The sequence below is a fragment of the Acidovorax sp. NCPPB 3576 genome (assembly GCF_028473605.1).
Classification (GTDB): domain Bacteria; phylum Pseudomonadota; class Gammaproteobacteria; order Burkholderiales; family Burkholderiaceae_C; genus Paracidovorax.
The window spans coordinates 3,069,407-3,095,179 of the sequence record NZ_CP097267.1 but is presented as its reverse complement, the minus strand read 5'-3'; the positions used below and the strand labels follow the sequence as shown (position 1 = coordinate 3,095,179).

Annotated in this window: 29 protein-coding genes and 1 tRNA gene; 17 read left to right on the top strand and 13 right to left on the bottom strand. The window is 63.8% G+C overall.

Annotated features, from left to right (window positions below):
- Nucleotides 1–47: 47 nt before the first annotated feature.
- The 3 genes from M5C98_RS14190 to M5C98_RS14180 all read left to right on the top strand — a co-directional run bounded on the left by M5C98_RS14190 (nt 48) and on the right by M5C98_RS14180 (nt 2,619).
- On the top strand, nt 48–1,331 hold the full coding sequence (locus M5C98_RS14190; protein ID WP_272548078.1) for a phospholipase D-like domain-containing protein: 1,284 nt from the start codon (nt 48–50) through the stop codon (nt 1,329–1,331).
- Between the two features lie 98 nt (nt 1,332–1,429).
- On the top strand, nt 1,430–2,134 hold the full coding sequence (locus M5C98_RS14185; protein ID WP_272548076.1) for a hypothetical protein: 705 nt from the start codon (nt 1,430–1,432) through the stop codon (nt 2,132–2,134).
- The gene (locus M5C98_RS14180; RefSeq protein ID WP_272548075.1) at nt 2,134–2,619 is read left to right on the top strand and encodes a hypothetical protein; all 486 of its coding nucleotides are present in this window, start codon (nt 2,134–2,136) and stop codon (nt 2,617–2,619) included. Before M5C98_RS14185 ends, M5C98_RS14180 begins: the two co-directional genes overlap by 1 nt.
- A 29-nt stretch (nt 2,620–2,648) precedes the next feature.
- Here the strand turns inward: M5C98_RS14180 and M5C98_RS14175 are convergent, their stop codons facing one another.
- The 5 genes from M5C98_RS14175 to M5C98_RS14155 form a co-directional block, all read right to left on the bottom strand.
- Entirely contained in the window at nt 2,649–3,545 is an 897-nt protein-coding gene (locus M5C98_RS14175) for an alpha/beta hydrolase (protein WP_272548074.1), read from the bottom strand.
- Nucleotides 3,546–3,718: 173 nt separating this feature from the next.
- Complete coding sequence (locus tag M5C98_RS14170) at nt 3,719–3,904, bottom strand: DUF2322 family protein (RefSeq protein ID WP_272548073.1); 186 nt, start codon at nt 3,902–3,904, stop codon at nt 3,719–3,721.
- Nucleotides 3,905–4,028: 124 nt separating this feature from the next.
- The gene (locus M5C98_RS14165; protein ID WP_272548072.1) at nt 4,029–4,463 is read right to left on the bottom strand and encodes a hypothetical protein; all 435 of its coding nucleotides are present in this window, start codon (nt 4,461–4,463) and stop codon (nt 4,029–4,031) included.
- 89 nt (nt 4,464–4,552) lie between these two features.
- The gene (locus M5C98_RS14160) at nt 4,553–5,620 is read right to left on the bottom strand and encodes a DUF262 domain-containing protein (RefSeq protein WP_272548071.1); all 1,068 of its coding nucleotides are present in this window, start codon (nt 5,618–5,620) and stop codon (nt 4,553–4,555) included.
- 36 nt (nt 5,621–5,656) lie between these two features.
- Nucleotides 5,657–7,468 carry a glutamine--tRNA ligase/YqeY domain fusion protein gene (locus M5C98_RS14155; protein ID WP_272548070.1) on the bottom strand — a complete coding sequence of 604 codons (1,812 nt, stop codon included), beginning with the start codon at nt 7,466–7,468 and terminating at the stop codon, nt 5,657–5,659.
- 167 nt (nt 7,469–7,635) lie between these two features.
- Between M5C98_RS14155 and M5C98_RS14150 the strand changes: the two genes are divergently transcribed.
- The 7 genes from M5C98_RS14150 (at nt 7,636) to M5C98_RS14120 (ending at nt 12,522) form a co-directional block, all read left to right on the top strand.
- Nucleotides 7,636–8,031, top strand: a complete 396-nt coding sequence (locus M5C98_RS14150) for a hypothetical protein (RefSeq protein WP_272548068.1) — start codon at nt 7,636–7,638, stop codon at nt 8,029–8,031.
- A gap of 136 nt (nt 8,032–8,167) precedes the next feature.
- A complete protein-coding gene (gene aroQ, locus M5C98_RS14145) occupies nt 8,168–8,611 on the top strand; it encodes a type II 3-dehydroquinate dehydratase (RefSeq protein ID WP_272548066.1) in 444 nt (147 codons plus the stop codon).
- The gene (locus M5C98_RS14140) at nt 8,605–9,543 is read left to right on the top strand and encodes an alpha/beta fold hydrolase (RefSeq protein ID WP_272548065.1); all 939 of its coding nucleotides are present in this window, start codon (nt 8,605–8,607) and stop codon (nt 9,541–9,543) included. The genes aroQ and M5C98_RS14140 overlap by 7 nt, the downstream gene beginning before the upstream one ends.
- Nucleotides 9,540–9,959, top strand: a complete 420-nt coding sequence (gene arfB, locus M5C98_RS14135; protein ID WP_272548064.1) for an alternative ribosome rescue aminoacyl-tRNA hydrolase ArfB — start codon at nt 9,540–9,542, stop codon at nt 9,957–9,959. The genes M5C98_RS14140 and arfB overlap by 4 nt, the downstream gene beginning before the upstream one ends.
- 354 nt (nt 9,960–10,313) lie before the next feature.
- Nucleotides 10,314–10,991, top strand: a complete 678-nt coding sequence (locus M5C98_RS14130) for an alpha/beta hydrolase (protein WP_272548063.1) — start codon at nt 10,314–10,316, stop codon at nt 10,989–10,991.
- 226 nt (nt 10,992–11,217) lie between these two features.
- Nucleotides 11,218–12,105: a DUF3014 domain-containing protein gene (locus M5C98_RS14125; protein WP_272548062.1), complete on the top strand. Its 888-nt coding sequence runs from the start codon at nt 11,218–11,220 to the stop codon at nt 12,103–12,105.
- A gap of 114 nt (nt 12,106–12,219) precedes the next feature.
- On the top strand, nt 12,220–12,522 hold the full coding sequence (locus M5C98_RS14120) for an antibiotic biosynthesis monooxygenase family protein (RefSeq protein ID WP_272548061.1): 303 nt from the start codon (nt 12,220–12,222) through the stop codon (nt 12,520–12,522).
- Between the two features lie 84 nt (nt 12,523–12,606).
- On the opposite strand, the gene M5C98_RS14115 is transcribed toward M5C98_RS14120, so the two are convergent.
- The 6 genes from M5C98_RS14115 to M5C98_RS14090 form a co-directional block, all read right to left on the bottom strand.
- The gene (locus M5C98_RS14115; protein WP_272548059.1) at nt 12,607–13,428 is read right to left on the bottom strand and encodes a zinc-dependent peptidase; all 822 of its coding nucleotides are present in this window, start codon (nt 13,426–13,428) and stop codon (nt 12,607–12,609) included.
- 53 nt (nt 13,429–13,481) lie between these two features.
- Nucleotides 13,482–14,270 carry a UDP-2,3-diacylglucosamine diphosphatase gene (locus tag M5C98_RS14110; RefSeq protein WP_272548058.1) on the bottom strand — a complete coding sequence of 263 codons (789 nt, stop codon included), beginning with the start codon at nt 14,268–14,270 and terminating at the stop codon, nt 13,482–13,484.
- A gap of 37 nt (nt 14,271–14,307) precedes the next feature.
- Nucleotides 14,308–14,814: a peptidylprolyl isomerase gene (locus M5C98_RS14105; RefSeq protein ID WP_272548057.1), complete on the bottom strand. Its 507-nt coding sequence runs from the start codon at nt 14,812–14,814 to the stop codon at nt 14,308–14,310.
- 45 nt (nt 14,815–14,859) lie between these two features.
- Nucleotides 14,860–15,444 carry a peptidylprolyl isomerase gene (locus M5C98_RS14100; protein WP_272548056.1) on the bottom strand — a complete coding sequence of 195 codons (585 nt, stop codon included), beginning with the start codon at nt 15,442–15,444 and terminating at the stop codon, nt 14,860–14,862.
- Nucleotides 15,441–16,724 carry a L,D-transpeptidase family protein gene (locus M5C98_RS14095; protein ID WP_272548055.1) on the bottom strand — a complete coding sequence of 428 codons (1,284 nt, stop codon included), beginning with the start codon at nt 16,722–16,724 and terminating at the stop codon, nt 15,441–15,443. The genes M5C98_RS14100 and M5C98_RS14095 overlap by 4 nt, the downstream gene beginning before the upstream one ends.
- A gap of 103 nt (nt 16,725–16,827) precedes the next feature.
- Nucleotides 16,828–17,904 (bottom strand): L,D-transpeptidase Cds6 family protein, encoded by a 1,077-nt coding sequence (locus tag M5C98_RS14090; RefSeq protein WP_272548054.1) that lies wholly within the window; start codon nt 17,902–17,904, stop codon nt 16,828–16,830.
- 213 nt (nt 17,905–18,117) lie between these two features.
- Here M5C98_RS14090 and cysS point away from each other — a divergent pair, with 213 nt between their 5' ends.
- From cysS to M5C98_RS14055, 7 genes are all read left to right on the top strand, one after another.
- Nucleotides 18,118–19,497, top strand: coding sequence for a cysteine--tRNA ligase (gene cysS / locus M5C98_RS14085; RefSeq protein WP_272548053.1), 1,380 nt, complete (start codon nt 18,118–18,120; stop codon nt 19,495–19,497).
- A gap of 44 nt (nt 19,498–19,541) precedes the next feature.
- Nucleotides 19,542–20,201: a DNA-3-methyladenine glycosylase family protein gene (locus tag M5C98_RS14080; protein WP_272548052.1), complete on the top strand. Its 660-nt coding sequence runs from the start codon at nt 19,542–19,544 to the stop codon at nt 20,199–20,201.
- Between the two features lie 88 nt (nt 20,202–20,289).
- Entirely contained in the window at nt 20,290–21,267 is a 978-nt protein-coding gene (locus tag M5C98_RS14075) for an acetyl-CoA carboxylase carboxyltransferase subunit alpha (RefSeq protein WP_272548051.1), read from the top strand.
- A 100-nt stretch (nt 21,268–21,367) separates the two neighbouring features.
- Nucleotides 21,368–22,318 (top strand): tRNA lysidine(34) synthetase TilS, encoded by a 951-nt coding sequence (tilS, locus tag M5C98_RS14070; protein WP_272548050.1) that lies wholly within the window; start codon nt 21,368–21,370, stop codon nt 22,316–22,318.
- Between the two features lie 95 nt (nt 22,319–22,413).
- Entirely contained in the window at nt 22,414–23,682 is a 1,269-nt protein-coding gene (locus tag M5C98_RS14065; RefSeq protein WP_272548049.1) for an aspartate kinase, read from the top strand.
- A 42-nt stretch (nt 23,683–23,724) separates the two neighbouring features.
- Nucleotides 23,725–23,817 (top strand) — tRNA-Ser (locus tag M5C98_RS14060).
- Between the two features lie 350 nt (nt 23,818–24,167).
- A complete protein-coding gene (locus tag M5C98_RS14055; protein ID WP_272548048.1) occupies nt 24,168–24,548 on the top strand; it encodes a hypothetical protein in 381 nt (126 codons plus the stop codon).
- A gap of 122 nt (nt 24,549–24,670) precedes the next feature.
- Here M5C98_RS14055 and M5C98_RS14050 read toward each other — a convergent pair whose 3' ends face one another.
- Together M5C98_RS14050 and M5C98_RS14045 are read right to left on the bottom strand one after the other, a co-directional pair.
- On the bottom strand, nt 24,671–24,850 hold the full coding sequence (locus M5C98_RS14050; RefSeq protein WP_272548047.1) for a hypothetical protein: 180 nt from the start codon (nt 24,848–24,850) through the stop codon (nt 24,671–24,673).
- A 274-nt stretch (nt 24,851–25,124) separates the two neighbouring features.
- A complete protein-coding gene (locus M5C98_RS14045; protein ID WP_272548046.1) occupies nt 25,125–25,571 on the bottom strand; it encodes a hypothetical protein in 447 nt (148 codons plus the stop codon).
- Between the last annotated feature and the right edge of the window lie 202 nt (nt 25,572–25,773).

Here is a 25,773-nt window from a genome sequence, read left to right as displayed (position 1 = left end):
GCGTGGGCTTACAAGCGCGCACCCGGCGCCCACCCACAATCGCGCACATGAAAAAAACAGGCCGCACCCTGCTCACCGTAGCACTCACCTTCGTGGCCACCACCGCCATCGTGCTGTTCGCGCTGAACTTCACCGCCGGCGAGAAGAAGGTGCAGCACCAGATCCCACGCCTGTACACCACCGCCCACCCGCAGTACGAACGCGCCATGGGCAGCCTGCTGGGCCCGGGCATCACCAGCGGCAACGAGGTGGTGGAGCTGCTCAACGGCGACCAGATCTTTCCGCCCATGCTGGCCGCCATCCGGGCCGCGCAGAAAAGCGTCACCTTCGAAACCTACATCTACTGGTCCGGCGACATCGGCAAGCAGTTCGCCGACGCCCTGAGCGAGCGCGCCCGGGCCGGCGTGAAGGTGCATGTGCTGCTGGACTGGGTGGGCAGCTCCAAGATGGACGAGAGCTACTTCACCGAGATGAAGGCGGCCGGCGTGGAGGTCGAGAAATTCCACAAGCCCCACTGGTACAACCTGGCCCGCCTGAACAACCGCACGCACCGCAAGCTGCTCATCACCGACGGATTGGTGGGCTTCACCGGCGGCGTGGGCATCGCACCCGCGTGGACCGGCAACGCGCAAGACCCCGATCACTGGCGTGATTCGCACTACCAGGTCAAAGGCCCGGCGGTCGCGCAGATGCAGGCCACCTTCCTGGACAACTGGCTCAAGGTGACCGGCAAGGTGATGCACGGCGAGGCATACTTTCCCGCCATCGCCCAGAGCGGCACGCAGAAGGCGCAGATGTTCTCCAGCTCGCCCTCCAGCGGCAGCGAGAGCATGCAGCTCATGTACCACCTGGCCATCACTTCGGCCGAGCGCAGCCTGGACCTGTCGGTGGCCTACTTCGTGCCCGACGACCTGACCCGGCAGCTGATGCTGGACGCCCTGGCGCGCGGCGTGCGCATCCGGCTCATCACGCCCGGCGAACACACCGACACCGAAACCGTCAAGGCCGCCTCCCGCGCCACCTGGGGCGAACTGCTGCAGGCCGGCGCCGAGATCTACGAGTACGAGCCCACCATGTACCACTGCAAGGTCATGATCGTGGACCAGCTCATGGTGTCGGTGGGCTCCACCAACTTCGACAACCGCTCGTTCCGCCTGAACGACGAGGCCAACCTGAACGTGTACGACGCACCCTTCGCGCAGCGGCAGACGGTGGTGTTCGAGGACGACCTGAAGCGGTCGCGGCGGGTGACGTATCAGGACTGGCTGGATCGGCCGATGAAGGAGAAGCTGGCGGAGCGGGTGGCGAGTTTGCTGGAGACACAGCTGTAGGCTGCGTGGTGCAGATAAACAACGCCATTCCTCGGGCGTTGCATCTTGGGCTTGAGTACACTGCGTGACAATTAAGCAAGTTGCAAGGGAGGTGATCCATGAATGACGTGTATGACAGAACAGCGCTTGAGGGATCGATTTCTCAGTTGGAATCCGTCACAGCCAACTTCGCCCAGCGTTTTATTCAAGACGGAAAAGTGCGGCAGAGTTACATCGAGCAAACCCGCCAATTGGCGCAGGAGTACCGCGCCCGGGTGGCATCAGGAGCACTTTCGCCCGACGATGCGGCCCGGCAGGTTCAATCCATTCGTAACGACATTCTTGAAGCCCAGCGACTGCGATCCACCGATATCGGCCGCGCCAAAGCGATCAATCTAAAGAAGGTGGGCCTGAGCTTGGCCGACCTGACCGAAAAGTACGCCAAAGACAAATTCGGAAAGCCGTTCACCTCACTGGCGTCCAATCAACAGAACCTCGTGTATCTGGAAATCATCGACAGCGCAGGGCGCCAGTGGCCTTCCGTCAATGCGGCGGCCATGCGTTACACCGCATTGGGTCGGGCATTGGTGTTCGTCTCGGTCGGTGCCGCCATCTACAACATCGCTTCGGCCGAAGACAAAGGCAAGGCCTTCGCACGTGAAGGCGTGGTCATCGGTGGCGGGTTTGCAGGCGGGGCCGCTGGCGGCGCGCTCGCTGGACTGGCATGTGGCCCGGGAGCGCCTGTCTGTGTCACGGTGGGCGTGTTCGTCGGCGGTGCCTTGGGTGCGCTGGGGGCCGATCTTTCGTTTGGATGGATTTTCTGATGGCGCTCCGACCGTCGCAGGCTTTTCAGTTGGAACATCGCCGCCCGGCTGAAAAAGAAGCGCCAGCCCTCGTGTTAATGCATGCGCCCAGCGCACGCACGGTCGAACTGCAAGGCGGGGTTCTGGAAGCGCAGTTCGAAGACGAACGCGGATATCTGGTTTTCACGACGGAAGGCAATCCGCAGGAAGAGGCGCTTTTCATCCATTGGCTGAATCCAGCCTTGCATATCGAGGATTCGCTGGAAATCTCTGCCGACTACACCCCGGGCATCTTTAAAAACCCGCAGGTCACCCAAGCAGACCAAGCCATCGTTTTTTCTTTTTTCGACGATGGAAAGCGTTGGTCAGTGACTGTTCTTCAAACCCCTCGGTGGCTGAGGCACAAATACCCCGTCAAGCGCAAAACGCCGTTCTGGGACCGTTCTTGGATGCTGGTGCAAGACGGGAGCGATGATCGTTTCTCGAGTGATTCCCCGGCCCGCTGAAAAGGGCGGTGCAAACCGTAGAGGCATAGCTACCGAGCCGGCGGTGCCGCCTGAATGAACGCCTCCACATCGTCTAACACCGGTGCAATCCACCGCAGCGGCCATGCGAAACCGCCGATCAGAGTCGTGTGGCTGGCCCGTGGATATGACTTCAGCGTGACCGGCACGCTAGCGGCCTGCAGCTTGGACGCGAGCTGTTGCGTGCTGCGTTCGGGGCTGACCAGCTTGTCGTTGACCGGCGCGGCGAGAAAAGTGCGCGGTGCTGCCGCGTGCGCGAACTCGATGGGCTGGGCCTTGGTCGGGTAGTTGGGGTGGAAGAACACCGGTTGCGCATCCGGGTTGTCGGTCGGGAAGAAGTCATAGGGGCCCGCCAGCCCGATCCACCCGGCCAGTTCGCTCGGCGCGTGGCCCGTTGGCTCTAACCATCGCGAGTCGAGCGCAATCATGGCCGCGTTGTAGCCGCCCGCGCTGTGGCCCATGGCGAACACCCGCTTCGGGTTGCCGCCCCACTGCGCCGCGTGGTCGAGCGCATAGGCGACTGCGAGCGCGCTGTCGTTCAGGAACTCGGGGTAGCGCACGTCGGGGTAGAGCCGGTAGTCCGTCACCAAAGTGAGCACACCCCGCGCCGCAAGGGCCTCGCCGACGAACAGGTAGTCTGCGCGCTCGCCGCTGTTCCACGAGCCCCCGTAGAAAAACACAGCCACCGGCCAACCGGCCGCGGGCGCTGCAGCCTTGGGCTGGTACACGTCCAACCGCTGGCGTGGCAGGTTGCCGTAGGCCACGCCGTTGTGCACGGTGTGGCTGCCCTTGGAGGTGACTGTGTTGAGCGTGCCGACGGCAGAGCAGCCGCTCAGCCAGGCTGCCAGCGCCAGGATGCCGGTGGCTTTCCATGCCACGCTGGCCCAGTAAAGGTAGGGGTGTCTCAATCGAGCCTCCAGTGGGTCCGGCTTTATCGGCTGAAGCAGATGCGAATGGCATCTGCGGCGAATTAATGGTGGGGCCGAGGCCATTGGCCGTCGGAGACCACGCCACCGTGGAGGGGGGGGGGGACGGCCTTTTTATCGCTTGGACGTATCGAGTGACGTCCCCCAGAGTGTTTTTAGGTAGCCGTGTCGGAGGCCAGGACTGGCCGTGCGCGATAGCTGACTGTTCCACCAGCCCAGGCCATGAGGCGGTCGATGTCGGGGTGCTTTTCGGAATGCGCTTGCGCGTACGCAGTGTGTGCTCTGAGTGCCACTCGACGGGCCGCTGCGGGCGTGATGCTTCCACCGTAGAGCGTGGCCAAAGCGCTGTAAACGGCGAGTGATACGGCTTAGGTGAGATTGTTTCTCGCGCGTGGCAATGGACTGCACACCAGCCCCTAGTTGCAGAGCGGACATGTGATGAAAATCGATTGTGGAGCGGAAAAATTAACAGCCACATGCTTTTAGCTCAATCTCCATCAGATTAAGGCCGTTAAAAGCGGTGTTGGCATGGGTTCGCATCACAGTGGGGCTTGGAATTGTGGATAGCCCTTTTGGATACGGATTTGCGATGTCGAAATGTGTGTGCGCGTAATGATTTCTAAGCTTTACAAGATAATCCAGTGATGATTCCATTAGAAATATAGGAGGGCCAACTGCAATCTCGGCTTGTTCTAATATTCTATATCCAACAACTGAAATTATCATTTTTTCAAAATGTTGTTTATATGAAAAACCAGATGTTGGTTTTATATAACTCGCGGATATTTTTTCTTGTCGTTTGGTGGAGATTGCACATCTTAGTGCGGTCTCCATCACAATGCAATCCATTGCTTGTTCTAACCAGCCGCACACTTCTAAGATGGCGGATTTAGAACTCATGAGCATAATTCGCAAATCGTGAGGTGCTGAATTGTATATACTCTCGTGATAACTCAAAGAAGCCTGCAATTCTGCGTCGCTAAGCATAATTAGTTTGCAAAAACGCTGCGAGCTTTTGTTATTCTTTCGTTTACCGACTCTTTGGAGCTTGTGTCATTTGTAGATGTTGCCAATTCCCCACTATTAATGAGTTTTGTTAAAAGCGTCCCCAGTAGTACATCGTTTGTTTTTTTCAAACGGTCTTTGTTCCGGGCAATTCCGATTAAGGCGGCTTCGAAAATAATATATCCAAATTTTTTTTCTTTAGAATTATCTGTTGCTTTGACTAGGGTCTCAACTGTCTCGTTAAACAGTTTTTGAAATTCGTCTTTTTTATTTTTATCAATGTACCGATGCTCACGCATGAAGCCATTTAAAAATGTTGGCATCGTGCCTGTGTAGTTATGCTGATTTTGATGCAAAGCGAAAAACCGTAGGATTAATTCTAGTGATCTAAATCGGCTTCCTTTTCCTGGAAGAAGATTTTTTATTAATTTCCATTTCGCTGATTTATCTAAATCTTTTAATAAATCATTAAATTCGCCGGAATAAATACAATTGCGTATTTCTTGATGGTTAAGTCGTGATCCGCCGGAATTTAGTCTGTGAAAGATCGTAAATAGATATTCTGCGTGCTCTGATTTTTTTAAATCGCATCTAATTACGGTAATTGGGAGGCTTAAGTTTTGTATTTTTTTGTAGAGAATGGCTGTATCTTGATTTCCATCTCTAATGTCAAAGTTTGTTCTACCGGAAATTTTTGAATGAATATCCTTTCTTCGTGAAAGTCTCCACTCCTTTTGGTCGTCAAGAAAATTGACAATACTGGTCATTCTTTGAAGGCCATCAACTACTTGCCATTTTTGCGTGTTGAAGTCTAAGCTAAAGCACATGCTAGGAATTGGCAACTGCTTTATGAGAGAATCAATGAAGACGGTTTGCTCTGGCAGTTTCCAGACTACCTCTCTTTGGAAGTCTGGCTGAATCTCCAATGTGCCTTCTTTGTAAAGTCGATACAAATCTGCGCATGACCTTAATTCGTTGAATGCCACCACATCTTTTGGAGGGTGCATATCGGGGAGGTCGCCACTAAACTCGTCTTCTTTATCGCTGCTCATAGTTGAATTTAATATTAGAGATTTGAGAAAAGTGAACTATCGTCCCCAGCTATCTTTCAATCCTGCAATTCGATTAAAGACAGGTTGCTTCAACGAATGAAGTTTGGTATCAGCTACAAAATAACCAAATCTTTCGAATTGAAAACGGTCGTTCGGCTTCGCATTCGCCAAAGAGGGCTCCACGATGGCCGTCACGACCTTCAGGCTGTCCGGGTTCAGCAGCGTGAGAAAGTCTTTCCCGCCGGCATCCGGCTGCGCATCGGTGAACAGCCGGTCGTACATGCGCACCTGCGCCTGCACGCCATCGGCCACGCCGACCCAGGTGATGGCGGCCTTCACCTTCACGGTGTCGGCGCCGGGGGTGCCGCTCTTGGTGTCGGGCACCACGGTGGCCAGCACTTCGGTGATCTGGCCGTCCGCGCCTTTGTTGCAGCCCGTGCATTCGATCACGTAGCCGCCCTTCAGGCGCACCTTGTTGCCGGGGAACAGGCGCTTGTAGCCCTTGGGTGGCACTTCCTCGAAGTCTTCGCGCTCGATCCACACCTCCTTGCCGATCGTGAAATGGCGCACGGGCGATTCGGTGCCTTCGGGCGGGTGGGGCAGGGCGGGCAGGGTGCAGGGTTCCAGGTGGCCGGCGCCCATCACTTCGTCCCAGTTGGTCAGCACCAGCTTGACGGGGTTGAGCACGGCCATGCCGCGGTGGGCCTTGGTTTCCAGGTCTTCGCGCAGGCAGCCTTCCAGCGTGCTGTAGTCGATCCAGCTGTAGTCCTTGGTCACGCCGATGCGGTCGCAGAACAGGCGGATCGACTCGGGCGTGTAGCCCCGGCGGCGCAGACCGACGATGGTGGGCATGCGGGGATCGTCCCAGCCGGTCACGATGCCGTTGTCCACCAGGTGCTTGAGCTTGCGCTTGCTGGTGACCACGTAGGTGAGGTTCAGGCGCGCGAACTCGTACTGGCGCGGCTGCGGCGCGGCGATGAGGCCACCTTCGACGAGGCGGTCCATCAGCCAGTCGTAGAAGGGGCGCTGGTCTTCGAATTCCAGCGTGCAGATGCTGTGGGTGATGTGTTCCAGCGCGTCCTCGATGGGGTGCGCGAAGGTGTACATGGGGTAGATGCACCACTGGTTGCCGGTGTTGTGATGCTCGGCGTGCTTGATGCGATAGATGGCCGGGTCGCGCAGGTTGATGTTGGGCGAGGCCATGTCGATCTTCGCGCGCAGCACGGCGGCCCCGTCGGGCAGCTTGCCCTCGCGCATTTCGCGAAAGCGCGCGAGGTTTTCGGCCACGGTGCGGCTGCGGAAGGGGCTGTCCACGCCGGGCTTGCCGAAGTCGCCGCGGTTGGCGCGCATCTCGTCGGGGGTCTGCTCGTCCACGTAGGCTTTGCCGTTTTCGATCAGGTACTCGGCCGCGCGGTACATGAAGTCGAAATAGTTGCTGGCGTAGTACAGGTGGTCTTTGCCGTCGCCGCTGGCCTGCCAGTCGAAACCGAGCCAATGCACGGCGTCGATGATGGCGTCCACGTATTCCTGGTCTTCCTTCTCCGGGTTGGTGTCGTCGAAGCGCAGGTGGCAAACGCCGCCGTAGTCGGCGGCCAGCCCGAAATTCAGGCAGATGCTCTTGGCATGGCCGACGTGCAGATAGCCGTTGGGCTCGGGGGGAAAGCGCGTTCGGATCTTGGCCGGGTCGGGCTGGCCCGCGGCGTGGTGGGCCGCATCGCCGGGGGTGCCGCCCCAGCGCGCCTGGGCATGTGTGCCCTTGGCGAGATCGCTCTCGATGATCTGGCGAAGAAAATTGCTGGGCTTGGCCGCGGCGCTGGGGGAGGGGTCGAGGGGGGCTGGGGAACTCATGGCGGCATTCTAGGCGGCGGTGCCGGGGGCGTTACCGGGTGAAACACAGCGCGCTACGTCCAGAAACAACATCGCAGGGGGTTTGTGCCATCCTTTCGGTCATCTGATGCGTTGAGCATCCACGGGAGTTCCGCGATGGCGGTGGCTCCCATCCAAAGGAGATTTCCATGACGAACAGCCGCTCTCTCTCAGCCATGGCCGCCACCGCCGGCGTGGCGCTCGCCCTCCTGGCGGGCACCGGTGCCGCCCAGGCACGCGATATTTCCTGGTCTGTGGGCATCGGGGCGCCCGGCGTGGCGGTCGGTGTCGGAGGCGGCGGCTACCCCGTCGTGGTGGCACCGCCAGCGTATTACCCACCCCCCCGTCCCGTTTATTACGGCCCACCTCCGGTGGTCTATGCACCGCCGCCCCCCGTTTACTACCCACCGCCACGGCCGGTCTATTACGCGCCCCCACCGCCAGTGGTGGTCGCCCCTTACGGGTATTACGGTGGTGGCCGCCACTGGCATGGCCGGGACCGTGGCTACTACGGAGGCGACCGAGGTTATTACGGCGGTCGCTGACCGCTCTCCCTCTGGCGGCTGCACCTGCAGCGCGACGGCCCCTTTTTGGGGCCGTTTTCTTTTGGAGCGCCACGCATAATTCGGCTTGTTCGCGTTCGCCGATCGGCGGCAACGCCTTGCCTGGAGTGCTGGCCCTGTGAAAACCGTCTTTGTCCTCAACGGACCCAATTTGAATCTGCTCGGCACGCGTGAGCCCGCGGTGTACGGCGTGCACACGCTGGCCGACGTGGAGCGGCTGTGCGCCCAGGCGTGCGAGCGCCATGGCTTTGCGCTGCAGTTCCGCCAAAGCAACCACGAAGGCGATCTGGTGGACTGGATCCACGAAGCCGGCCGACTGCATGGTGCGGGCGAGCTGGCCGGCGTGGTGCTGAACGCCGCCGCTTACACCCATACCAGCGTGGCGCTGCTGGATGCGGTCAAGGGCACCGGGGTGCCGCTGGTGGAGTTGCATATCAGCAACGTGCACGCACGCGAGGCCTTCCGCCACCACTCCTATTTGTCCAGCGCGGCGCGCGCGGTGATGTGTGGCTTTGGCGTGCAGGGCTATCCGCTGGCCATCGACGGCCTGGCTGGATGGTGACGCTACCTGCACCTGCCGCGAGCGCCGAATCGGCTTTGTCCGCGGCGCCGGGCAGTGCTCCGCCCGAAGTGCTGCGCCTGCAGGCCCAGGCCACACGGCACACCACGCCCTGCGGCGAGGGCGATCTGGTCTGGCACGCGTGGGGCCGGGCGTCGCCGCAGTGGCCGCCGCTGGTGCTGCTGCATGGCGGGAGTGGCAGCTGGACCCATTGGGTGCGCAATATCGAAGACCTCATGACGGCAGGCCATCAGGTCTGGGTGCCGGACTTGCCCGGCTTCGGTGATTCGGCGCTGCCGCCAGTCGGTGCCGATGCCGACGCCTTGGTCGAGCCTTTGTGCGCTGGCATGCGCGCCCTGTGGGGACCGCAGCCTTGCGATCTGGTGGGGTTCTCGTTCGGCGGCATGGTCGCGGGGCTGCTGCTGGCCGATCACCCTGAACTCGCCCGGCAGTTGGTGGTTGTCGGCGCCCCCGCCATGGGCGTGGTGCCGAACCGCCAGTTCGAATTGAAGGGTTGGCGCCACCTGCCCGCGGACCAGCAACTGGACGTGCATCGCCACAATCTGGCCGTGCTGATGCTGCAAGACCCTGCGCTCATCGAAGGCTTGGCACTGCGTCTGCATGTGGCCAACGTGGTGCGCGACCGAATGCCGCGCCGCCGGCTGGCGCACACCGACATCCTTGCGCGTTCGCTGCCCCGGGTGACGTGCCCGGTGCACGCCATTTATGGCCGCAACGATGCGCTCTACAAGCGCTGGATCGTGGAGCTGGAGGCGGCTTTCCAGGCAGTGGTGCCGGACTTCCGTGGCCTGGATTTCATTCCCGACGCAGGCCATTGGGTGCAGTTCGAGCAGCCTCGGGCTTTCATGGCGGCATTGCTGGCTGCGCTGGCAGACGGTGCGCAGCCCGCGTCCGCAGACCGGGCGGGCCGATGAACGCACCGGCAGGCGCCTTCGTTCCCCAGGTGGACGAGCGCGAGGTCGAGATCACCGCCATGCGCGCGCAGGGCGCTGGCGGGCAGAACGTCAACAAGGTGTCGAGCGCGGTGCATCTGCGCTTCGACATTGCGGCGTCGTCATTGCCCGATGGCGTGAAGGAGCGCCTGCTCGCCCTGCGCGACAGCCGGATCACGCAGGAGGGCGTGCTGGTCATCAAGGCGCAGCAATACCGCAGCCAGGAAGCCAACCGCCTCGACGGGCTGCAGCGCCTGCAGGCCCTGGTGGCCAGCGTGGCGCAGCCGCCGCGCACCCGCCGCGCCACCAAGCCGACTTACGGGTCGAAACAGCGGCGCCTGGAATCCAAGAGCGTGCGCTCGGGCATCAAGGCATTGCGCGGTCCGGTGCGAGACTGACGGGCGATCACCGGTCTGTGCGGGTTAACCCGCGGGGCGCTCCGGTGCGCAGGCTGCCATCCAACGGTGGACTACGTTCGGAAACCATTTGGACGCCTCTTTCGTTCCCTGATTGGGCTTCCCAGGGCTTGGAACGGCCGACAGCAACCCCATCTGTGCGCAACCGAAAAATCTTCATGCCTGATGGGGAACGGACCCGTGCATCGAGCGAAACGAAAACGCAGTGGTGCTGTGCCTCCCGTGCTTTGTTGCTTTGCATTTCCCACCAGCGCCCCGCTGTTCGTGCACTTTCGTCAGCTGGCGTGACTTCGGCCCCTTTAGCAACCCCGCAGAAATGCCCTCTGACGCCTATCGATGCTTGATCTGCCGCTTCCCTTTTTGAACCGCCCCGCCGCGCCCCACACCGCCTCGCCCTGGCTGCTCGTGCTCATGCACGGCGTGGGCAGCAATGAGGGTGACCTGTTCGGCCTGGCGCCTCACGTTCCCTCGCACTTCCATGTCGTGAGCCTGCGCGCGCCGCACACCATGGGTCCGGGAGCGCACGCGTGGTTCGAGTTTTCCGTGCTGCCCGATGGTAGCCGCTCCATCAACGAACCCCAGGAGGCGGCCAGCCGTTCGCTGGTGGCGCTGACCGTCGAAGCCGCCGCGTTGCAACTGGGTGTGCCGCCCGAGCGGGTGGTGCTGGGCGGATTCAGCCAGGGCGGCATCATGGCTTTGTCCCTGCTGTTCACCCGGCCGGAACTGCTGCACGCCGCCATGGTGTGGCACAGCCGGTTGCTGCCCCAGGCAATGCCTTTTGCAGCCGCCGCCGAGGCCATGCGCGGCAAGCTGCTCTGGGTGAGCCACGGCGTGCAGGACAACGTGATTCCCCTGGCCCACGCGCACGCCATCCGCGACCATGCCCAAGGGCTTTCACTGGACCTGACCTACCGCGAATACCCCGGCGCGCATGAGATCCGGCAGGCCGAACTGACCGATGCCATGGGGTGGCTGGGCGGCCTGGAACACCCGCAGCCGCACGCCGCTCGCTGAAGGGCTGGCGGGTGGTGGGCTGCAGGCCCTCCGTCCCTGGCATGGACCCCGGCCGGCTTCCACCGGCCACCGCGCGGTGCCAAGACATGCCGATGCCATCGGTGTCCGGTCCCGTCACACGGCGTTACGGCCCGGCGGAGTCCATCGCTTCCAATCGATGGGCGGCCGCGGGGGCGTCTTGTCTTTCTACCGCGGCTTTCCCGAAACCCGAGAAAAGGAGGCATTCATGCCTGAACGTGACACGGTGGAGTTGCGGCCCGCGCAGCAGGCTTCGCGCGCCTGGATTCCGTGGGTGCTGGTCGCTGGCGCGCTGGGCGCGGGCGCGGCCTGGTGGTTCTGGGGGCGCCCGGCGTCCGATCCGGTGGCGTTGCCGCCCGTGGCCAGCCAGCCCGCGTCCCAGGCCGCCACGCCGCCCGCATCCGCGGCCTCAGGCCCCCAGAACCCCATGGACACGGTGCAGCCGCCCGATGCCAAGCTCCCCACCCTGGCCGAATCGGACCGCCCTCTGACCGAAGCGGTCACGGGATGGGTCGGGGCGGAATCGGTTGCGACGCTGCTGCGCATGGACGGTTTCGTGCAGCGCGCGGTGGCCACGGTGGACAACCTGTCGCGCCAGAGTGCGCCGTCCCGCCTGTGGCCCGTGCAGCCCATGCCGCAGCGGTTTCTGGTGGATGGCGAGGGCGGCGACACCGAGACGATCGCCGCCACCAATGCAGGCCGCTACCGCGCCTTCGTCATGCTGGCCGAGGCCATTCCGCAGGACCAGGCCGTCGCGCTGTATGCCAGGCTGTACCCGCTGTTCCAGCAGGCGTATGAAGAACTGGGCTTTCCGCGCCGCTACTTCAACGACCGCCTGGTGGCCACGCTGGACAACCTGCTGCAGGCGCCCGAGCCCACGGGTCCGGTGCAGGTGCAGCTCACCAAGGTGACCGGCGAGGTGCCTTCGACGCGCCCCTGGGTGCGATACGAGTTCGCCGACCCGAAGCTACAGGCTTTGTCCAGCGGACAGAAGATCCTGGTGCGCATGGGCGTGGAGAACGAGCGGCGGATGAAAACCGTGCTGGCCGAGCTGCGCCGCCGGGTCGCGACGGGCGAGATGGCGCGCAAGCCCTGAAGCGCCACGGGCGCGCCGGCGGTGTTGCCGTTCTGCGGCCGGCGCGTGCCGCGCTTCCACCGGCTGTTGAATGCGGCCCCCTTCCTGCTGTTTCACTTCGAGGAGTTTCCCACCATGTTCGTTGCCATGAACCGTTTCCGCATCGCCCCCGGCCGTGAGGAAGCGTTCGTCGAGATCTGGCGCCAGCGCGACAGCCACCTGGCGCAGGTGCCAGGCTTTCAGGCCTTTCACCTGCTGCGGGGCGACACGACGCCCGAGCACACGCTGTTCGCATCGCACACCGTCTGGGCATCGCGCGCGGATTTCGAGGCGTGGACCCGCTCCGACGCGTTCCGGGCCGCGCACGCGGGCGCGGGGCAAAAGCGCGATCTGTACCTGGGGCCGCCGCAGCTGGAACTGTTCGAATCCGCGCTGTGAGCGCCCGCGCCGGCCAGGGTGGCATTTGCTATATAAATGATAGCAACCAGGGCAATGAAATCTAGGGCGTGAAGGGGTTTTGACTCACAATCCCCGGCGGTAGAACGCGTCCAGCGTCGGCATCAGGCCCGGGAACTCGGCGGCGAACGTCGCCCGGTCCACGAAGTACGCCTCGCACGCCACGGCGAAGAACTCGGCCGGGGCGGTCGCTCCGTAGGCGTCCAGCCAGGGCCACTCGCCGCCAAAGCGCTCGGCGATGATCACGCGCTCCCGAAAGGCGTCGTATGCCGGCTGCCATGCCGTGCTCCACGCTTGCCGTGCTGCCTGCGTGCTGGTGGTGCCCAGAAAGCCCGGAGGCAGGGGCGGGTAGCCGTCGGCATTGCCGTTGCGCATGTCCAGCTTGTGCACGAACTCGTGGATGACCACGCTCATGCCCCGGTCCTGCCCGCTGCCCGCGCTGTCCACGGCCGGCCAGCTCAGCATGACCGGGCCCCGGTGCATGGCCTCGCCCAGCAGCACCTCGGTGTAGTCGTGCACCACGCCGGCCTCGTCGGTGGACTGCCGGCGGGCCACGGCCTCGCCGGGGTGCACCACGATGCCCACGAAATCGTCGTACCAGTCGAGCGCCTGGGCGGGCGTGCCCCAGTGCAGCACGGGCAGGCACGCCTGGGCGGCGATGGCGACCGCCATGGCATCGGTCACTGCCAGGCCATGCGCGCCGGTGAACTCCTTGCGCTGCAGAAAGAGGGCGCTCAAGGCCCTCAGCTTGGCCTGGTCCTGCAGCGGCAGGGCGGACAGGAACGGATAGCGCTGCAGGGTCTGCAGCCAGAGCGGGGCGGAGATCTCCGGCACGGGGGCGACGGCCGCGCGCACGCGGTGCCAGAGTTTGTTCCAGAGAGCAGGCATGAAAGAGGGGGAGGGCCTGCTTGCGCACTCCCTGGTGGGAAAAAAGATGCTGCCTACATGGGGACGGCGGCGAGCCGTTCCAAGCCCTGGCCGGGCGACAGGCGCAGCACCTCGGCACGCGGCGGGCGGGCGGTCGCGTCCCAGTCGCTCAGCACCACGCGCTGCAGGCCCGGGCCCACGGCGTGCACGGCGGGGCGGTGCGTGTGGCCGTGGATCAGCGTGCGGGCGCCTGCGGCCTGCAGCCATTGCTGCGTGGCCGGGCCGTCCAGATCGGCGTAGGCGGCGTCGCCGGACTGCTTGCGCGCCTCGCTCTGCTCGCGGATGCCGCGGGCCTGTGCGCGCCGCACGGCCAGCGGCTGGGACAGGAACCGCTGCTGCCATTGCGTGCTGCGGGCCTGCGCGCGAAAGCGCTGGTAGTCCACGTCGTCCAGGCAGAGCAGATCGCCGTGGCTGAGCACGGTGCGTTCGCCGCCGAACTGCAGCACCGTCGGGTCGTTCAGCCCCGTCAGGCCGCAGCGGGCCAGAAAGCGCGGTCCGATGAGGAAATCGCGGTTGCCGTGCATGAAGAACACCGGCCGCTGGCGGGTTGCCTCGCGCAGCATGGCGCCGCATTCGGCCTCGAAGGCGCCCTCGGCATCGTCGATGCAGTCGTCGCCCACCCAGACTTCGAACAAGTCGCCCAGGATGAACACCGCGCTCGCGTCGGTGGTCTGCAGATAGCGCCGCCAGGCGGTGAACGTGTCGGGCTCGCTGGCCTGCAGGTGCAGGTCGGAAATGAATTCGACCGTGCGCCAGTCCGAAGGAGCGGCAAGCTCCTCGAACCGGGGCACGGTCGTGGTCACGGGGCGGGCGGGGGTGGGTGCGCCGCGGTCGCCGCGATTACAGGGCGACGGCCTTCTCGATGATCACGTCGTCCTTGGGCACGTCGTCATGGAAGCCCTTGCGGCCGGTCTTCACGCCCTTGATGGCATCCACCACCTCGGTGCCCTTGACCACCTTGCCGAAAACGGCATAGCCCCAGCCCTGTGCGGACGGCGCGGTGTGGTTCAGGAAGCCGTTGTCGGCCACGTTGATGAAGAACTGGGCGGTGGCCGAGTGCGGATCGCTCGTGCGGGCCATGGCCACGGTGTAGTTGGCGTTCTTCAGGCCATTGTTGGCCTCGTTCTCGATCGGAGCGTCGGTGCCCTTCTGGTTCATGCCGGGCTCGAAGCCGCCGCCCTGCACCATGAAGCCGGGGATCACGCGGTGAAAGACCGTGTTGTCGTAGTGGCCCTTCTTCACGTAGGCGAGGAAGTTCTCGGTGGACTTCGGCGCCTTTTCGGCATCGAGTTCGAGGGTGATGACGCCGTGGCCGGCGATGTGCAGTTCGACTTGGGGGTTGCTCATGGGATTCCTTGGGGTTCTTTGGGGGCGGTGGTCGTGCCGACGGGCTTACTTGACCACGGTGGCGGAGGTGATGACGACGGGCGTCGCGGGCACGTTCTGGTGCATGCCCTTGTTGCCCGTGGACACGGCCTTGATCTTGTCCACCACGTCGGTGCCCGAGACCACCTTGCCGAACACGGCGTAGCCGTTGCCTTCGGAGGTGGCGTTGAGCATGGCGTTGTCCTTCACGTTGATGAAGAACTGCGACGTGGCCGAATCCGGGTTGCCGGTTCGCGCCATGGCGATGGTGTAGTTGTCGTTCTTGAGGCCGTTGTTGGCCTCCAGCGGGATCGGCGGCTTGGTGGGCTTTTGCTGCATGTCGGGCGTGAAGCCGCCGCCCTGGATCATGAAGCCGTTGATCACGCGGTGGAAGACGGTGCCGTCGTAGTGCTTGTCCTTCACATAGGACAGGAAGTTGTCCACCGTCTTCGGGGCCTTGGCGGGATCGAGCTGCACCACGATGTCGCCCAGCGACGTGGTGAGCTTCACCTTCGGTGCAGCCGCATCTTGCGCGTGCGCAGGTGCTACGGAAACGATAGCTGCCAGCGCCATGCTGGCAAGCGCCAGGGTCGAATTTCTTCTGGAAATCATCCAATCACTCCTTCGAAAAATATCTGCCATTGGTTGCCCTTGCGCGTCCAGTACTGGCGCTTGACGGGGCCGGTGCGGGCCCCTTCGATGACCTCGCCGAACGTTACCACCATGGTGTCGGAGGCATCCGTCCAGCGCAGCAGGGTCTTGTCCTTGAGCTGGATCGGCCGCCCGCGCAGCGCACGCGTTTCCGCGCCCAGCTGCTTGGAAAACTCCTGAAGCGGCATCTTGCCGTAGCTCTGGAACGTGGGGGCGTAAAACCCCATCAGACGCTGCAGGTCGCCCTGCGACTTGGCAGTGCGCCAGGCATCCAGCACCGCGTCGAACGCCTTGCGGTCGGCCTGCATGCTGTGGGGCGGCACCCATTGCAGCTGCCGCGCGATCACCACCGGCGTGGACCGCGGCTCCACCGTGCGCAGGATGCGCTCCAGGTCCGGATTGGCCAGGGCCAGGCACCCGTCGGTGGCCAGCGGCGCGCGAGAAAATTGGTCCGGCGGCGTGCCGTGCAGCCAGATGCCGCTGCCCGTCTTGCCGCGGCTCTGGTCCAGCGGATTGGGGTAGTTGATGGGCAGGGCGCCGGCGCCGTAGAAGTCCTTGAGCGTGGCCGGGTCCAGGCGGCTCGTGATGAAGTACACGCCCAGCGGGGTGCGCTGGTCGCCCTCGATGAGCTTTTCGATGCCCAGCTTGCCCACCGAGGCGTAGTAGTCGGCCACGAGTTCCAGCCCGTTGGGCGTGTTCTCGAACAGATAGAGCCGCGAGCGCGACGCATCGACCGCGATCGCGTGCCGCGAGCGCAGCGACAGCTCGATGAACTGGGCGGGAATGGTGCGCGCCTGGGGGCGCACCCGCAGGGCGTCCGTGCGCTGGCGCGATTCCGCGCGCAGTTCGGCCAGCACGTCGGCGGCTTCCTGCGGCGGCGGGGAATCGCCCTGGCCGGCCGGCACGTCGCCCATCTGCCGCAGCGGCCGCGTGCGGGCCGACAGCAAGTCGCCCAACGCCAATTGCGCGAGCTGAAAATTCGGGTGGTCGCGCACCAGGCTTTCGGCCTTGGCCAGGGCTTCCCGGCCCTTGCCTTCGCCGGTGAGGCGGTACACCTCCATCAGGCGCTTTTCCGCCAGGCCATCGGCGAGCGGGGCGATGCGCACGGGCGCCGTGCGCGCGTTCTTGCCCACGGCGCGCAGCTTGTCGCCCTGGGCGTGGGTGGGCAAGGCCGCCGCCAGCAGCGACAGCGCCATGCCCGCCGCCATGCCGCGGCTCCAGGGAGAACGTCCCGCAGGCATGCGAGGCTTCAAGCGGGAACGAATGCGGCGCGGCGCGCCTGCAGAGGGCAAGGGAGCATCCCGATGGCGATGATGGACGACCGCGTCAACGAACCGACCACCATCAGCCGCCGGTGGCCTCGCGCACGATGGTCCACTGGCCGCCGGTGTTCACCAGGTCCAGCGTCTTGCGGCTGTTCACGCTGTAGCTGCCCGAGCTGTAGCCCTGGCGGAAGCGGGCTTGTGCCTTGTTGCCGTTCACGGAAACGCGCAGGTCGCTCACGCTGACGTTGATCTTGGCGCGGCCCACGATGCGGTCGCGGCGCTCTTTCTCCCAGGCGGCATGGCTTTGCTTTCCGTTGGGGGCGTAGTTCTTGTCGTAGGCACCCAGGTAGGCGTTCATGTCCTGGCTTTCCCAGGCCTTGGCCCAGGCGTGCACCGCGGCGGCCACTTCCCTTTCCGTCGCGGCGGCGGCGCTGGAGGGGGTGTTGCCCGTTGCTGCGGGGGCTGGTGCCGGAGCCGGGGTGGGTGCCGGTGCAGCGGCCACTGCAGGCGCGGCAGGCATGGGCGTCGGTGCCGGGGCCGGCGATGCCGCCATTGGCGCGGGTGCCGGAGCAGGGCGGGGTGTCGCAGCGGCCACGGGCGTGGCTGGTGCCTTCGCGGTGGAGGCCTTGCCCTCGCTGGAGAACAGATCGCGGATCAGCGCCAGCTTGGGCTTGACAGAACCGGCGTGCGTGGCATCCAGCTGCAGCGCCTTGTTGTAGGCCTGGCTGGCAAGCTTGGCGTAGATGTCGCCCAGGTTTTCATGCGCGGTGGCATAGCTGGGGTTGGTGCGGATGGCCATCTCGAGCGCGGTGCGCGCCTTGTCGAGCTGGTTCTGGTTGGCGTACAGCACGGCCAGGTTGTTGTAGGGCTCGGGCAGCTCGGGATAGTCTTCCGTGAGCTTGGTGAAGGTGGCGACCGCTTCGGCCTGCTTGCCCGAATCCGCCTGGGCCACGCCGCGCAGGAAGCGCAACTGCGGATCGCGGGGGTTGGCGGTGAGCCGCTGGTCGGCCTTGGCCAGGGCATCGGCCGGCTTGCCCGCCTTGAGCAACTGGGTGATCTCGGCATAGTCGTCCGCGTGGGCCAGCGGGGCACCCAACAAGGCCGACAGGGCAATCAGGCGCAGGAGATGGGCAAGGGTGCGTTGTGGATGCTTCATGGGCGGACGGGAATGGTTGGAGGTGTCAAGCCGTAACGGGGGCTTATACTGCGGCGGATTGTAGCTGAGGGGTTTGTCATGCCGGTACGCTGTTGCCGCTCCTGATTTTGCATGTGCGCACCGCCGCGCACAGCCCTTCCGAGAGGCTCCCGCCTCTTCGCGCAGCCCCTGCCCGGGCGCCGGCTGCACCATCCACCCCTTGACTGAATTTCCATGAGTTTGCGTATCTACAACACGCTGTCGCGTGCGCTGGAGCCTTTTTCTCCGCTGGAGCCCGGACATGTCCGCATGTATGTCTGTGGCATGACCATCTATGACCTGTGCCACATCGGGCACGCCCGCATGATGATGGCGTTCGACGTGGTGCAGCGCTGGCTCAAGAGCAGCGGCCTGCGCGTGACTTACGTGCGCAACATCACCGACATCGACGACAAGATCATCCGGCGTGCGGTCGAGCGCGGCATCACCATCCGCCAACTGACCGACGAGATGATTGCGGCCATGCACCAGGACATCGGCGCTTTAGGCATCGAGCCGCCGTCCATCGAGCCGCGCGCCACCGAATACGTGCCGCAAATGCTCGCGCTGATCGGCGCGCTGGAAGGCAAAGGACTGGCCTACCGCGCCAGCGGCGGCGATGTGAACTACGCGGTGCGCAAGTTCGCAGGCTACGGCAAGCTGTCCGGCAAGTCGCTCGATGAATTGCGCGCGGGCGAGCGTGTGGCAGTGGCCGACGGCAAGGACGATCCGCTGGACTTCGTGCTGTGGAAATCCTCCAAGCCCGAAGAGCCGCCCGAAGCCCAATGGGAAAGCCCCTTCGGCACCGGCCGGCCCGGCTGGCACATCGAGTGCTCGGCCATGAGCTGCGCCACGCTGGGCGAGAGCTTCGATATCCATGGTGGCGGCGCCGACCTGCAGTTTCCGCACCACGAAAACGAGATCGCGCAAAGCGAAGGCGCCACCGGCAAGCCCCTGGCGCGCTTTTGGGTGCACAACGGCTTCGTGCGCGTGGACAACGAGAAGATGAGCAAGTCGCTCGGCAACTTCTTCACCATCCGCGACGTGCTGGCCAGGTACGACGCCGAGACGGTGCGCTTTTTCATCGTGCGCGCCCATTACCGCAGCGCCCTCAACTACAGCGACGCGCACCTGGACGACGCGCGCGCCGCGCTCAAGCGCCTGTACACGGCCTTGAGCCTGGTCGCGCCGCAGCCCGTACTCGCCATCGACTGGGCCGATCCCTACGCGGCCCGCTTCAAGGCCGCGATGGACGAAGATTTCGGCACGCCCGAGGCCGTGGCGGTGCTGTTCGATCTGGCCGGCGAGGTCAACCGCACGCAGTCGCCGCAGACCGCCGGGCTGCTGAAGGCGCTGGCCGGGTGCCTGGGCCTGCTGCAGGGCGATCCGCAAGCCTTTCTGAAGGCCGGCGCCACGCTGGACGAATCCGCCATCCAGGCGCAGATTGCCGCGCGCGCGGCCGCCAAGGCCGCGAAGGACTTCGCCGAGGCCGACCGCATCCGCAAGGCTTTGCTGGAGCAGGGCATCGTCCTGAAGGACTCCGCCGCTGGCACGACCTGGGAGGCGGCGCAGTGAGGGGCTCCTGGGTGAAATGGCCTCTGGCGCAAGTGGGGTAAGCGGTGGCAGCTACAAAAAAGATAGCTCCTGATGAGCCGCAGCTGATCGCGCCCGCCTACTGGGCCGAGGCGTGCAAGCACCTCGTCAAGAAAGACCGCGTGATGAAGCGGCTCATCCCGCAACTGGGCGACGTGGCACTGCGCCAGCGCGGCGATGCGTTCACCACGCTGGCGCGCAGCATCGTCGGCCAGCAGGTGTCGGTGGCGTCCGCGCAGAAGGTGTGGGACCGCTTTGCGGCCCTGCCGCGCACCATGACGCCGGCCAGCGTGCTCAAGCTCAAGGTGGACGACATGCGCGGCGCGGGCCTGTCCGCTCGCAAGGTGGATTACCTGGTGGATCTGGCGCTGCATTTCGACAGCGGCAAGCTGCACGTCAAGGACTGGGACGCGATGGACGACGAGGCCATTACGGAGGAGCTGATCGCCATCCGCGGCATCGGCCGCTGGACGGCGGACATGTTCCTCATCTTCCACCTGGCCCGTCCCAACGTCATGCCGCTGGACGACGCCACCCTGATCCAGGGCATCAGCCAGCATTATTTTTCAGGCGATCCCGTGAGCCGCAGCGATGCCCGCGAAGTGGCAGAGGCCTGGAAACCCTGGTGCAGCGTGGCGAGTTGGTATATTTGGCGGTCGCTCGCCCCGTTGCCGGTGGACTATTGACGCCCTCGCGGGAGGGCGCGGCAACCGATGCTGCGTCCGTGCCCGTGGTGCTGGCCTGAACAGGGCGAGGAGCCCAAGGAGAATTACGTTGGCGAAAAAAACCTTTCTGGATTTCGAGCAGCCGATTGCCGAGCTCGAGGGAAAAATCGAAGAACTGCGCTACGTGCAGACCGAAAGCGCAGTCGATATTTCGGAAGAGATCGACCAGCTCAGCAAGAAGAGCCACCAGCTCACCAAAGACATCTACAGCGATCTGTCGCCCTGGCAGATCACCAAGATCGCCCGCCACCCCGAGCGCCCCTACACGCTCGATTACGTGCGGGACATCTTCACCGACTTCGTCGAACTGCACGGCGACCGCCACTTTGCCGATGACCTGTCCATCGTGGGCGGGCTGGCCCGCTTCAACGGCCATGCCTGCATGGTGCTGGGCCAGCAAAAGGGCCGCGACACCAAGGAGCGCGCCGCGCGCAACTTCGGCATGAGCCGCCCCGAGGGCTACCGCAAGGCCCTGCGCCTCATGAAGACGGCCGAGAAATTCAAGCTGCCGGTGTTCACCTTCGTGGACACACCGGGTGCCTATCCCGGCATCGATGCAGAAGAACGCGGCCAATCGGAGGCCATCGGCCGCAACATCTTCGAGATGGCGCAGCTGGAAGTGCCGATCATCACCACCGTGATCGGCGAGGGCGGCTCCGGGGGCGCACTGGCGATCAGCGTGGCCGACCAGGTCATCATGCTGCAGTACTCGATCTACTCGGTGATCAGCCCCGAAGGCTGTGCCTCCATCCTCTGGAAGACCAGCGACAAGGCGCAGGACGCGGCGGACGCGATGGGCATCACCGCGCACCGGCTCAAGGCGCTGGGCCTCATCGACAAGATCGTGAGCGAGCCCGTCGGCGGCGCCCACCGCGACCACAAGCAGATGGCCGCATTCCTCAAGCGCGCGCTGGGAGATGCCTTCCGCCAACTGGCCGACCTCAAGCCCAAGGAACTGCTGGACCGCCGCTACGAGCGCCTGCAGAGCTACGGCCGCTTCACCGATACCAAGGCAGAAACGCGCTGAACGCCGTGCCTCGGCTCTGCCTGGCCATCCAAGCCCAGCGGCCCTTCGGGGCCGTTTTGCATGGAAGACGCCCCAACACACCCCTGACGCGCCCACTGGCATGACGCAATCCTTCGATGCTGCCATGAAGGCCTTCGCCCCGGTCCTTCCGCTTGCCGTGGGGCTGAGCGGCGGGGCCGACTCCACCGCGTTGCTGCTGGCCTGTGCGCATCGGTGGCCCGGCCAGGTGCGCGCGTTCCATGTACACCATGGGCTGCAGGCGGCGGGCGATGGCTTCGAGCAGCACTGCGCCGGCCTGTGCCAGCGGCACGGCGTGCCGCTCCAGGTGGCGCGCGTGGACGCCCGCCCTGCGCCCGGCCAAAGTCCGGAAGACGTGGCCCGCCGGATGCGATATGAGGCTTTTAATGCCCTGGCGCAACAAACACTAGGGCATATAGCTATAAAAACAATAGCATTGGCCCAGCATGCGGACGACCAGGCCGAAACCCTGCTTCTGGCACTGTCGCGTGGGGCTGGCGTGCCGGGGCTGGCGTCCATGCCCGCGCGCTGGCAACGCGACGGCCTCGTCTGGCAACGGCCCTTGTTGCGTGTCTCCGGGGCCGACGTGCGCGCCTGGCTGACGGCGCAGCATGAGCCGTGGGTCGAAGACCCGACCAATGGCGACGAGCGCTACACGCGCAACCGCATCCGCCACAGGCTGCTGCCAGCGCTGGATGCGGCATTTCCCCAGTTCCGTGACACGTTCGCCCGCAGCGCAGAACACGCCGCGCAGGCCAGCGAACTGCTGCAGGAGTTGGCCGAGGCCGATCTGGCCGTGGTGGGCGTGCCGCCCCGGCTGGCGGCCTTGCAGGTGCTGAGCCGGGCCCGCCAGGCCAACGTGCTGCGCCACTGGCTGCGCACCGTGCACTCGACCACGCCGGCTGCGGCGCAACTGAGCGAGTTGCTGGACCAGATCGCCGCATGCACCACGCGGGGCCACCGCATCCGCATCAAGGTCGGCCGTGGCTTCGCCGTGCGCGAGGCGCAGGGACTCGGTTGGTACAATTCCTAGGTTTTGGTCCCCATCCCTGCACGAAAACGGCGGCGCGCCAGAACATTTTCTCCCTCCCTTTGCGCCGTCCTGCGTTTCGTCATTCCATATATCCAATGGCACTGATCGTTCATAAATACGGCGGCACGTCGATGGGCTCCACGGAGCGCATCCGCAACGTCGCCAAGCGCGTGGCCAAATGGGCGCGGGCCGGCCACCAGATGGTGGTGGTGCCCAGCGCCATGAGTGGCGAAACCAACCGCCTGCTCGGGCTGGCCAAAGACCTGGCCCCGTCGCGCGCCACGTCCGCCTACCACCGTGAACTCGACATGCTGGCCTCCACCGGAGAGCAGGCGTCTTCCGCACTGCTGGCGATTGCGCTGCAATCCGAAGGCATGGAGTCGGTGAGCTATGCCGGCTGGCAAGTGCCGATCCGCACCAACAGCGCCTACACCAAGGCCCGCATCGAATCCATCGACGACCAACGCGTGCGTGCCGACCTGTCCGCCGGCAAGGTCGTGATCGTGACGGGTTTCCAGGGCATCGACGAGCACGGCCACATCACCACGCTCGGCCGTGGGGGCTCCGACACCTCGGCCGTGGCGGTGGCCGCCGCGATGAAGGCCGCAGAGTGCCTGATCTACACCGACGTGGACGGCGTGTACACGACCGATCCGCGCGTGGTGCAGGAGGCACGCCGCCTGGCGACCGTGAGCTTCGAGGAAATGCTGGAGATGGCCAGCCTGGGCAGCAAGGTGCTCCAGATCCGCTCGGTCGAGTTCGCCGGCAAATACAAGGTGCCCCTGCGCGTGCTGTCCAGCTTCACGCCCTGGGACATCGACATCAACGAAGAAGCCCGCTCCGGCACGCTGATCACTTTTGAGGAAGACGAAAAAATGGAACAAGCCGTTGTATCCGGCATCGCATTCAACCGCGACGAGGCCAAGATCTCCGTGCTCGGCGTGCCCGACAAGCCCGGCATCGCCTACCAGATCCTGGGCGCCGTGGCCGATGCCAACATCGATGTCGATGTGATCATCCAGAACCTGAGCAAGGACGGCAAGACGGACTTCAGCTTCACCGTGAACCGCTCGGACTACGCGCGCACGATCGATCTGCTCAAGGAAAAGGTCGTTCCCGCACTGGGCGCGCAGGAAGTGGTGGGCGACGCCAAGATCTGCAAGGTGAGCATCGTCGGCATCGGCATGCGCAGCCATGTGGGCGTGGCCGCCAAGATGTTCCGCGTGCTGAGCGAAGAGGGCATCAACATCCAGATGATCTCGACCTCCGAAATCAAGACCTCCGTCGTGATCGACGAGAAGTACGTGGAACTCGCGGTGCGCACGCTGCACAAGGCATTCGAACTGGACCAGTCCCCGGCATAACGAGGCAAAAACGCCTGTAATCTGAGGCATAATAGCCGGATTGGAAACGTGACCGAGTGGCCGAAGGTGCTCCCCTGCTAAGGGAGTATGGGGTGTAGAGCCTCATCGAGGGTTCGAATCCCTCCGTTTCCGCCAGGTACAAAAGCCCCGGGTGATTTTCACCCGGGGCTTTTTCCTTTTGCGCGGTGGCATAAGCACTGGACGGTGCATCGATACCGCTCCATGCGACCTCGATAGCCTTCTTTTCGGAAACCCGCTTTGGCGGGGTTTTTCGTTTCAAGCCGGGTTGCCGTTCTGGAAGTGCGCGTGCCTGCGGCGGACCTGTGACGCCGCCAAAAATGACCTGAATCAAGTTTTTTGCCGCGATTGCGTGTCGTCCGACATCCACGCAGTGTTCGGGACGGCGCCACGCTTGCAAACGGCTCTTTACAACGGAACTGTACCGAGCATTTCGCTCGTGACGCGACAACCTTAAAGGAGCCACCATGAACGCACCCACTACGCCCCTGGCTGAAACAAGACCTGATGATTCTGACTTGGCACAGCAGGCCCGGCCTGGCCATGGCATTCCTTCGCAGGACCCGGCTGTGGCCGCCCAATATGCGCTGTCTCCTGAGGAAGCCGAGCGCGAATCCAAATCATCTCTGACGGGCGGCGGTGTCATGGCCGGCGCCGCCGCAGGCGCGGCCGTTGGCGCGGCGGTGGCGGGGCCTGTCGGGGTGTTTGTGGGCGGCACTGTCGGGGCCGTGGCGGGCGCGTTGGGTGGGGCTGCTGCGGGAAATCTGGTGGAGCCCGAGGGTCCGTCAGCCGACGAGCAACCGGCGCATGAAGCTGGTAAGACCCCAAATACCGTTTTGCCTCGCTGAATTCGCGTCAGCGGAACCCATGGACAGCCACCACGCAGTGGCTTCTCCATTGGACGAAGATATCGGCCAAACCCTGAGAGCAGGGGCGGGCAAGGCTCGGAGAGCGCGTTGATTCGTTGCGCTCATTTGCCTTGCGCAGCGGATTCCTGTTCCAGTTCCTCCAATACTTGGATCGCGCCCCGGATGCGCATCAGCGTGTCCCTGAGTTCAGCTTGCCGCGCCTCCAATTGCCGGAGTTGTTGTTCGCCTGCAGAAAGCTCGGTCTTGAGCGCAGCAAGCCGCGCTCTCAGTGGTTCGTGCATGGATGTAGGGTGGAGAGTGGTTGAAGCTCCGCATTGGGTATGCCCTCTCTCAGACCACAAAAAAAGACAGGGTGAATGCACCCGGCGCGCGCGCGCTGAGCACAAACGCCGTCACCGCGAGTGGACACGGCTTTGGCCTGAGACCCCGCCACCTGGCCAGGCTGAGCGATGATAGTTCGGGGGGTTTGATACAGCCTGTGAGATGCGGTAAGTGCGGCCAGCGCATGTCAATCCCCTCCATCGGCCCCTCCACGGGCTGCGATCGAAGAAGACGTCAGGTTGCAGATGTCAAGTACAGCGAAGCCGCGTCCGTTGCCAGTGCATTGAGCAGCCCATCCGCGCCGATCCGAAAGTGCGCGCCGATCGTGTTCGCAATCGCGGCATAGGCTGCAAAACATTGGGCAGGCAGCGTCATCATGCCGACGGCGTCGCCCGACAGAATTTCGAACGCAGGTGGCGGCACTGCTGCATCCAGGGTGAATCCGATCATCAGCATGGTGCCATTGGCACCGACTTTTCCGCCGGTAATTTCGATGCAGCCGACGGCGTTCTGCACGGTGTACCCGTTGGCCGAATAGGGGGCTTGCCCGGCCAATGCAACGATGCGTACGCCGCGGGCTTTCACCACGGTGTACTCCGTCCAACTGGTAGATAGATTCAAGGGCGTGAACTGTTGCATGAGGCCGCGATGTCTCGCGCTCCTGGCCGGATAGTTGTCCATGGGATTGGAATGGGGTGGTTATTGAAATGACTGGAGCCTTGGTAGCAGGACATCCAGCTTGTCTTCCTGAGCTTCCGAAGGATGGTCAATCCGCATCGCTTTTCCTTGCTTCCTTGTGTCAGCAGATGGCGTTAACAAACAAACGCATCTGAAACGGCTTCAAGAGCATTGGAGGTTGCGCTTTCACCACGCAAAGGGGCGT

What these genes read in the sequence shown, in the direction of transcription:
- M5C98_RS14190 (WP_272548078.1), top strand. Translation starts at nt 48, where the DNA reads ATGAAAAAAACAGGCCGCACCCTGCTCACCGTAGCACTCACCTTCGTG.
- M5C98_RS14185 (WP_272548076.1), top strand. Translation starts at nt 1,430, where the DNA reads ATGAATGACGTGTATGACAGAACAGCGCTTGAGGGATCGATTTCTCAG.
- M5C98_RS14180 (WP_272548075.1), top strand. Translation starts at nt 2,134, where the DNA reads ATGGCGCTCCGACCGTCGCAGGCTTTTCAGTTGGAACATCGCCGCCCG.
- M5C98_RS14165 (WP_272548072.1), bottom strand. Translation starts at nt 4,463, where the DNA reads ATGAGTTCTAAATCCGCCATCTTAGAAGTGTGCGGCTGGTTAGAACAA.
- M5C98_RS14160 (WP_272548071.1), bottom strand. Translation starts at nt 5,620, where the DNA reads ATGAGCAGCGATAAAGAAGACGAGTTTAGTGGCGACCTCCCCGATATG.
- M5C98_RS14155 (WP_272548070.1), bottom strand. Translation starts at nt 7,468, where the DNA reads ATGAGTTCCCCAGCCCCCCTCGACCCCTCCCCCAGCGCCGCGGCCAAG.
- M5C98_RS14150 (WP_272548068.1), top strand. Translation starts at nt 7,636, where the DNA reads ATGACGAACAGCCGCTCTCTCTCAGCCATGGCCGCCACCGCCGGCGTG.
- M5C98_RS14140 (WP_272548065.1), top strand. Translation starts at nt 8,605, where the DNA reads ATGGTGACGCTACCTGCACCTGCCGCGAGCGCCGAATCGGCTTTGTCC.
- arfB (WP_272548064.1), top strand. Translation starts at nt 9,540, where the DNA reads ATGAACGCACCGGCAGGCGCCTTCGTTCCCCAGGTGGACGAGCGCGAG.
- M5C98_RS14130 (WP_272548063.1), top strand. Translation starts at nt 10,314, where the DNA reads ATGCTTGATCTGCCGCTTCCCTTTTTGAACCGCCCCGCCGCGCCCCAC.
- M5C98_RS14125 (WP_272548062.1), top strand. Translation starts at nt 11,218, where the DNA reads ATGCCTGAACGTGACACGGTGGAGTTGCGGCCCGCGCAGCAGGCTTCG.
- M5C98_RS14120 (WP_272548061.1), top strand. Translation starts at nt 12,220, where the DNA reads ATGTTCGTTGCCATGAACCGTTTCCGCATCGCCCCCGGCCGTGAGGAA.
- M5C98_RS14115 (WP_272548059.1), bottom strand. Translation starts at nt 13,428, where the DNA reads ATGCCTGCTCTCTGGAACAAACTCTGGCACCGCGTGCGCGCGGCCGTC.
- M5C98_RS14105 (WP_272548057.1), bottom strand. Translation starts at nt 14,814, where the DNA reads ATGAGCAACCCCCAAGTCGAACTGCACATCGCCGGCCACGGCGTCATC.
- M5C98_RS14100 (WP_272548056.1), bottom strand. Translation starts at nt 15,444, where the DNA reads ATGATTTCCAGAAGAAATTCGACCCTGGCGCTTGCCAGCATGGCGCTG.
- M5C98_RS14095 (WP_272548055.1), bottom strand. Translation starts at nt 16,724, where the DNA reads ATGCCTGCGGGACGTTCTCCCTGGAGCCGCGGCATGGCGGCGGGCATG.
- M5C98_RS14090 (WP_272548054.1), bottom strand. Translation starts at nt 17,904, where the DNA reads ATGAAGCATCCACAACGCACCCTTGCCCATCTCCTGCGCCTGATTGCC.
- cysS (WP_272548053.1), top strand. Translation starts at nt 18,118, where the DNA reads ATGAGTTTGCGTATCTACAACACGCTGTCGCGTGCGCTGGAGCCTTTT.
- tilS (WP_272548050.1), top strand. Translation starts at nt 21,368, where the DNA reads ATGACGCAATCCTTCGATGCTGCCATGAAGGCCTTCGCCCCGGTCCTT.
- M5C98_RS14065 (WP_272548049.1), top strand. Translation starts at nt 22,414, where the DNA reads ATGGCACTGATCGTTCATAAATACGGCGGCACGTCGATGGGCTCCACG.
- M5C98_RS14055 (WP_272548048.1), top strand. Translation starts at nt 24,168, where the DNA reads ATGAACGCACCCACTACGCCCCTGGCTGAAACAAGACCTGATGATTCT.
- M5C98_RS14050 (WP_272548047.1), bottom strand. Translation starts at nt 24,850, where the DNA reads ATGCACGAACCACTGAGAGCGCGGCTTGCTGCGCTCAAGACCGAGCTT.
- M5C98_RS14045 (WP_272548046.1), bottom strand. Translation starts at nt 25,571, where the DNA reads ATGGACAACTATCCGGCCAGGAGCGCGAGACATCGCGGCCTCATGCAA.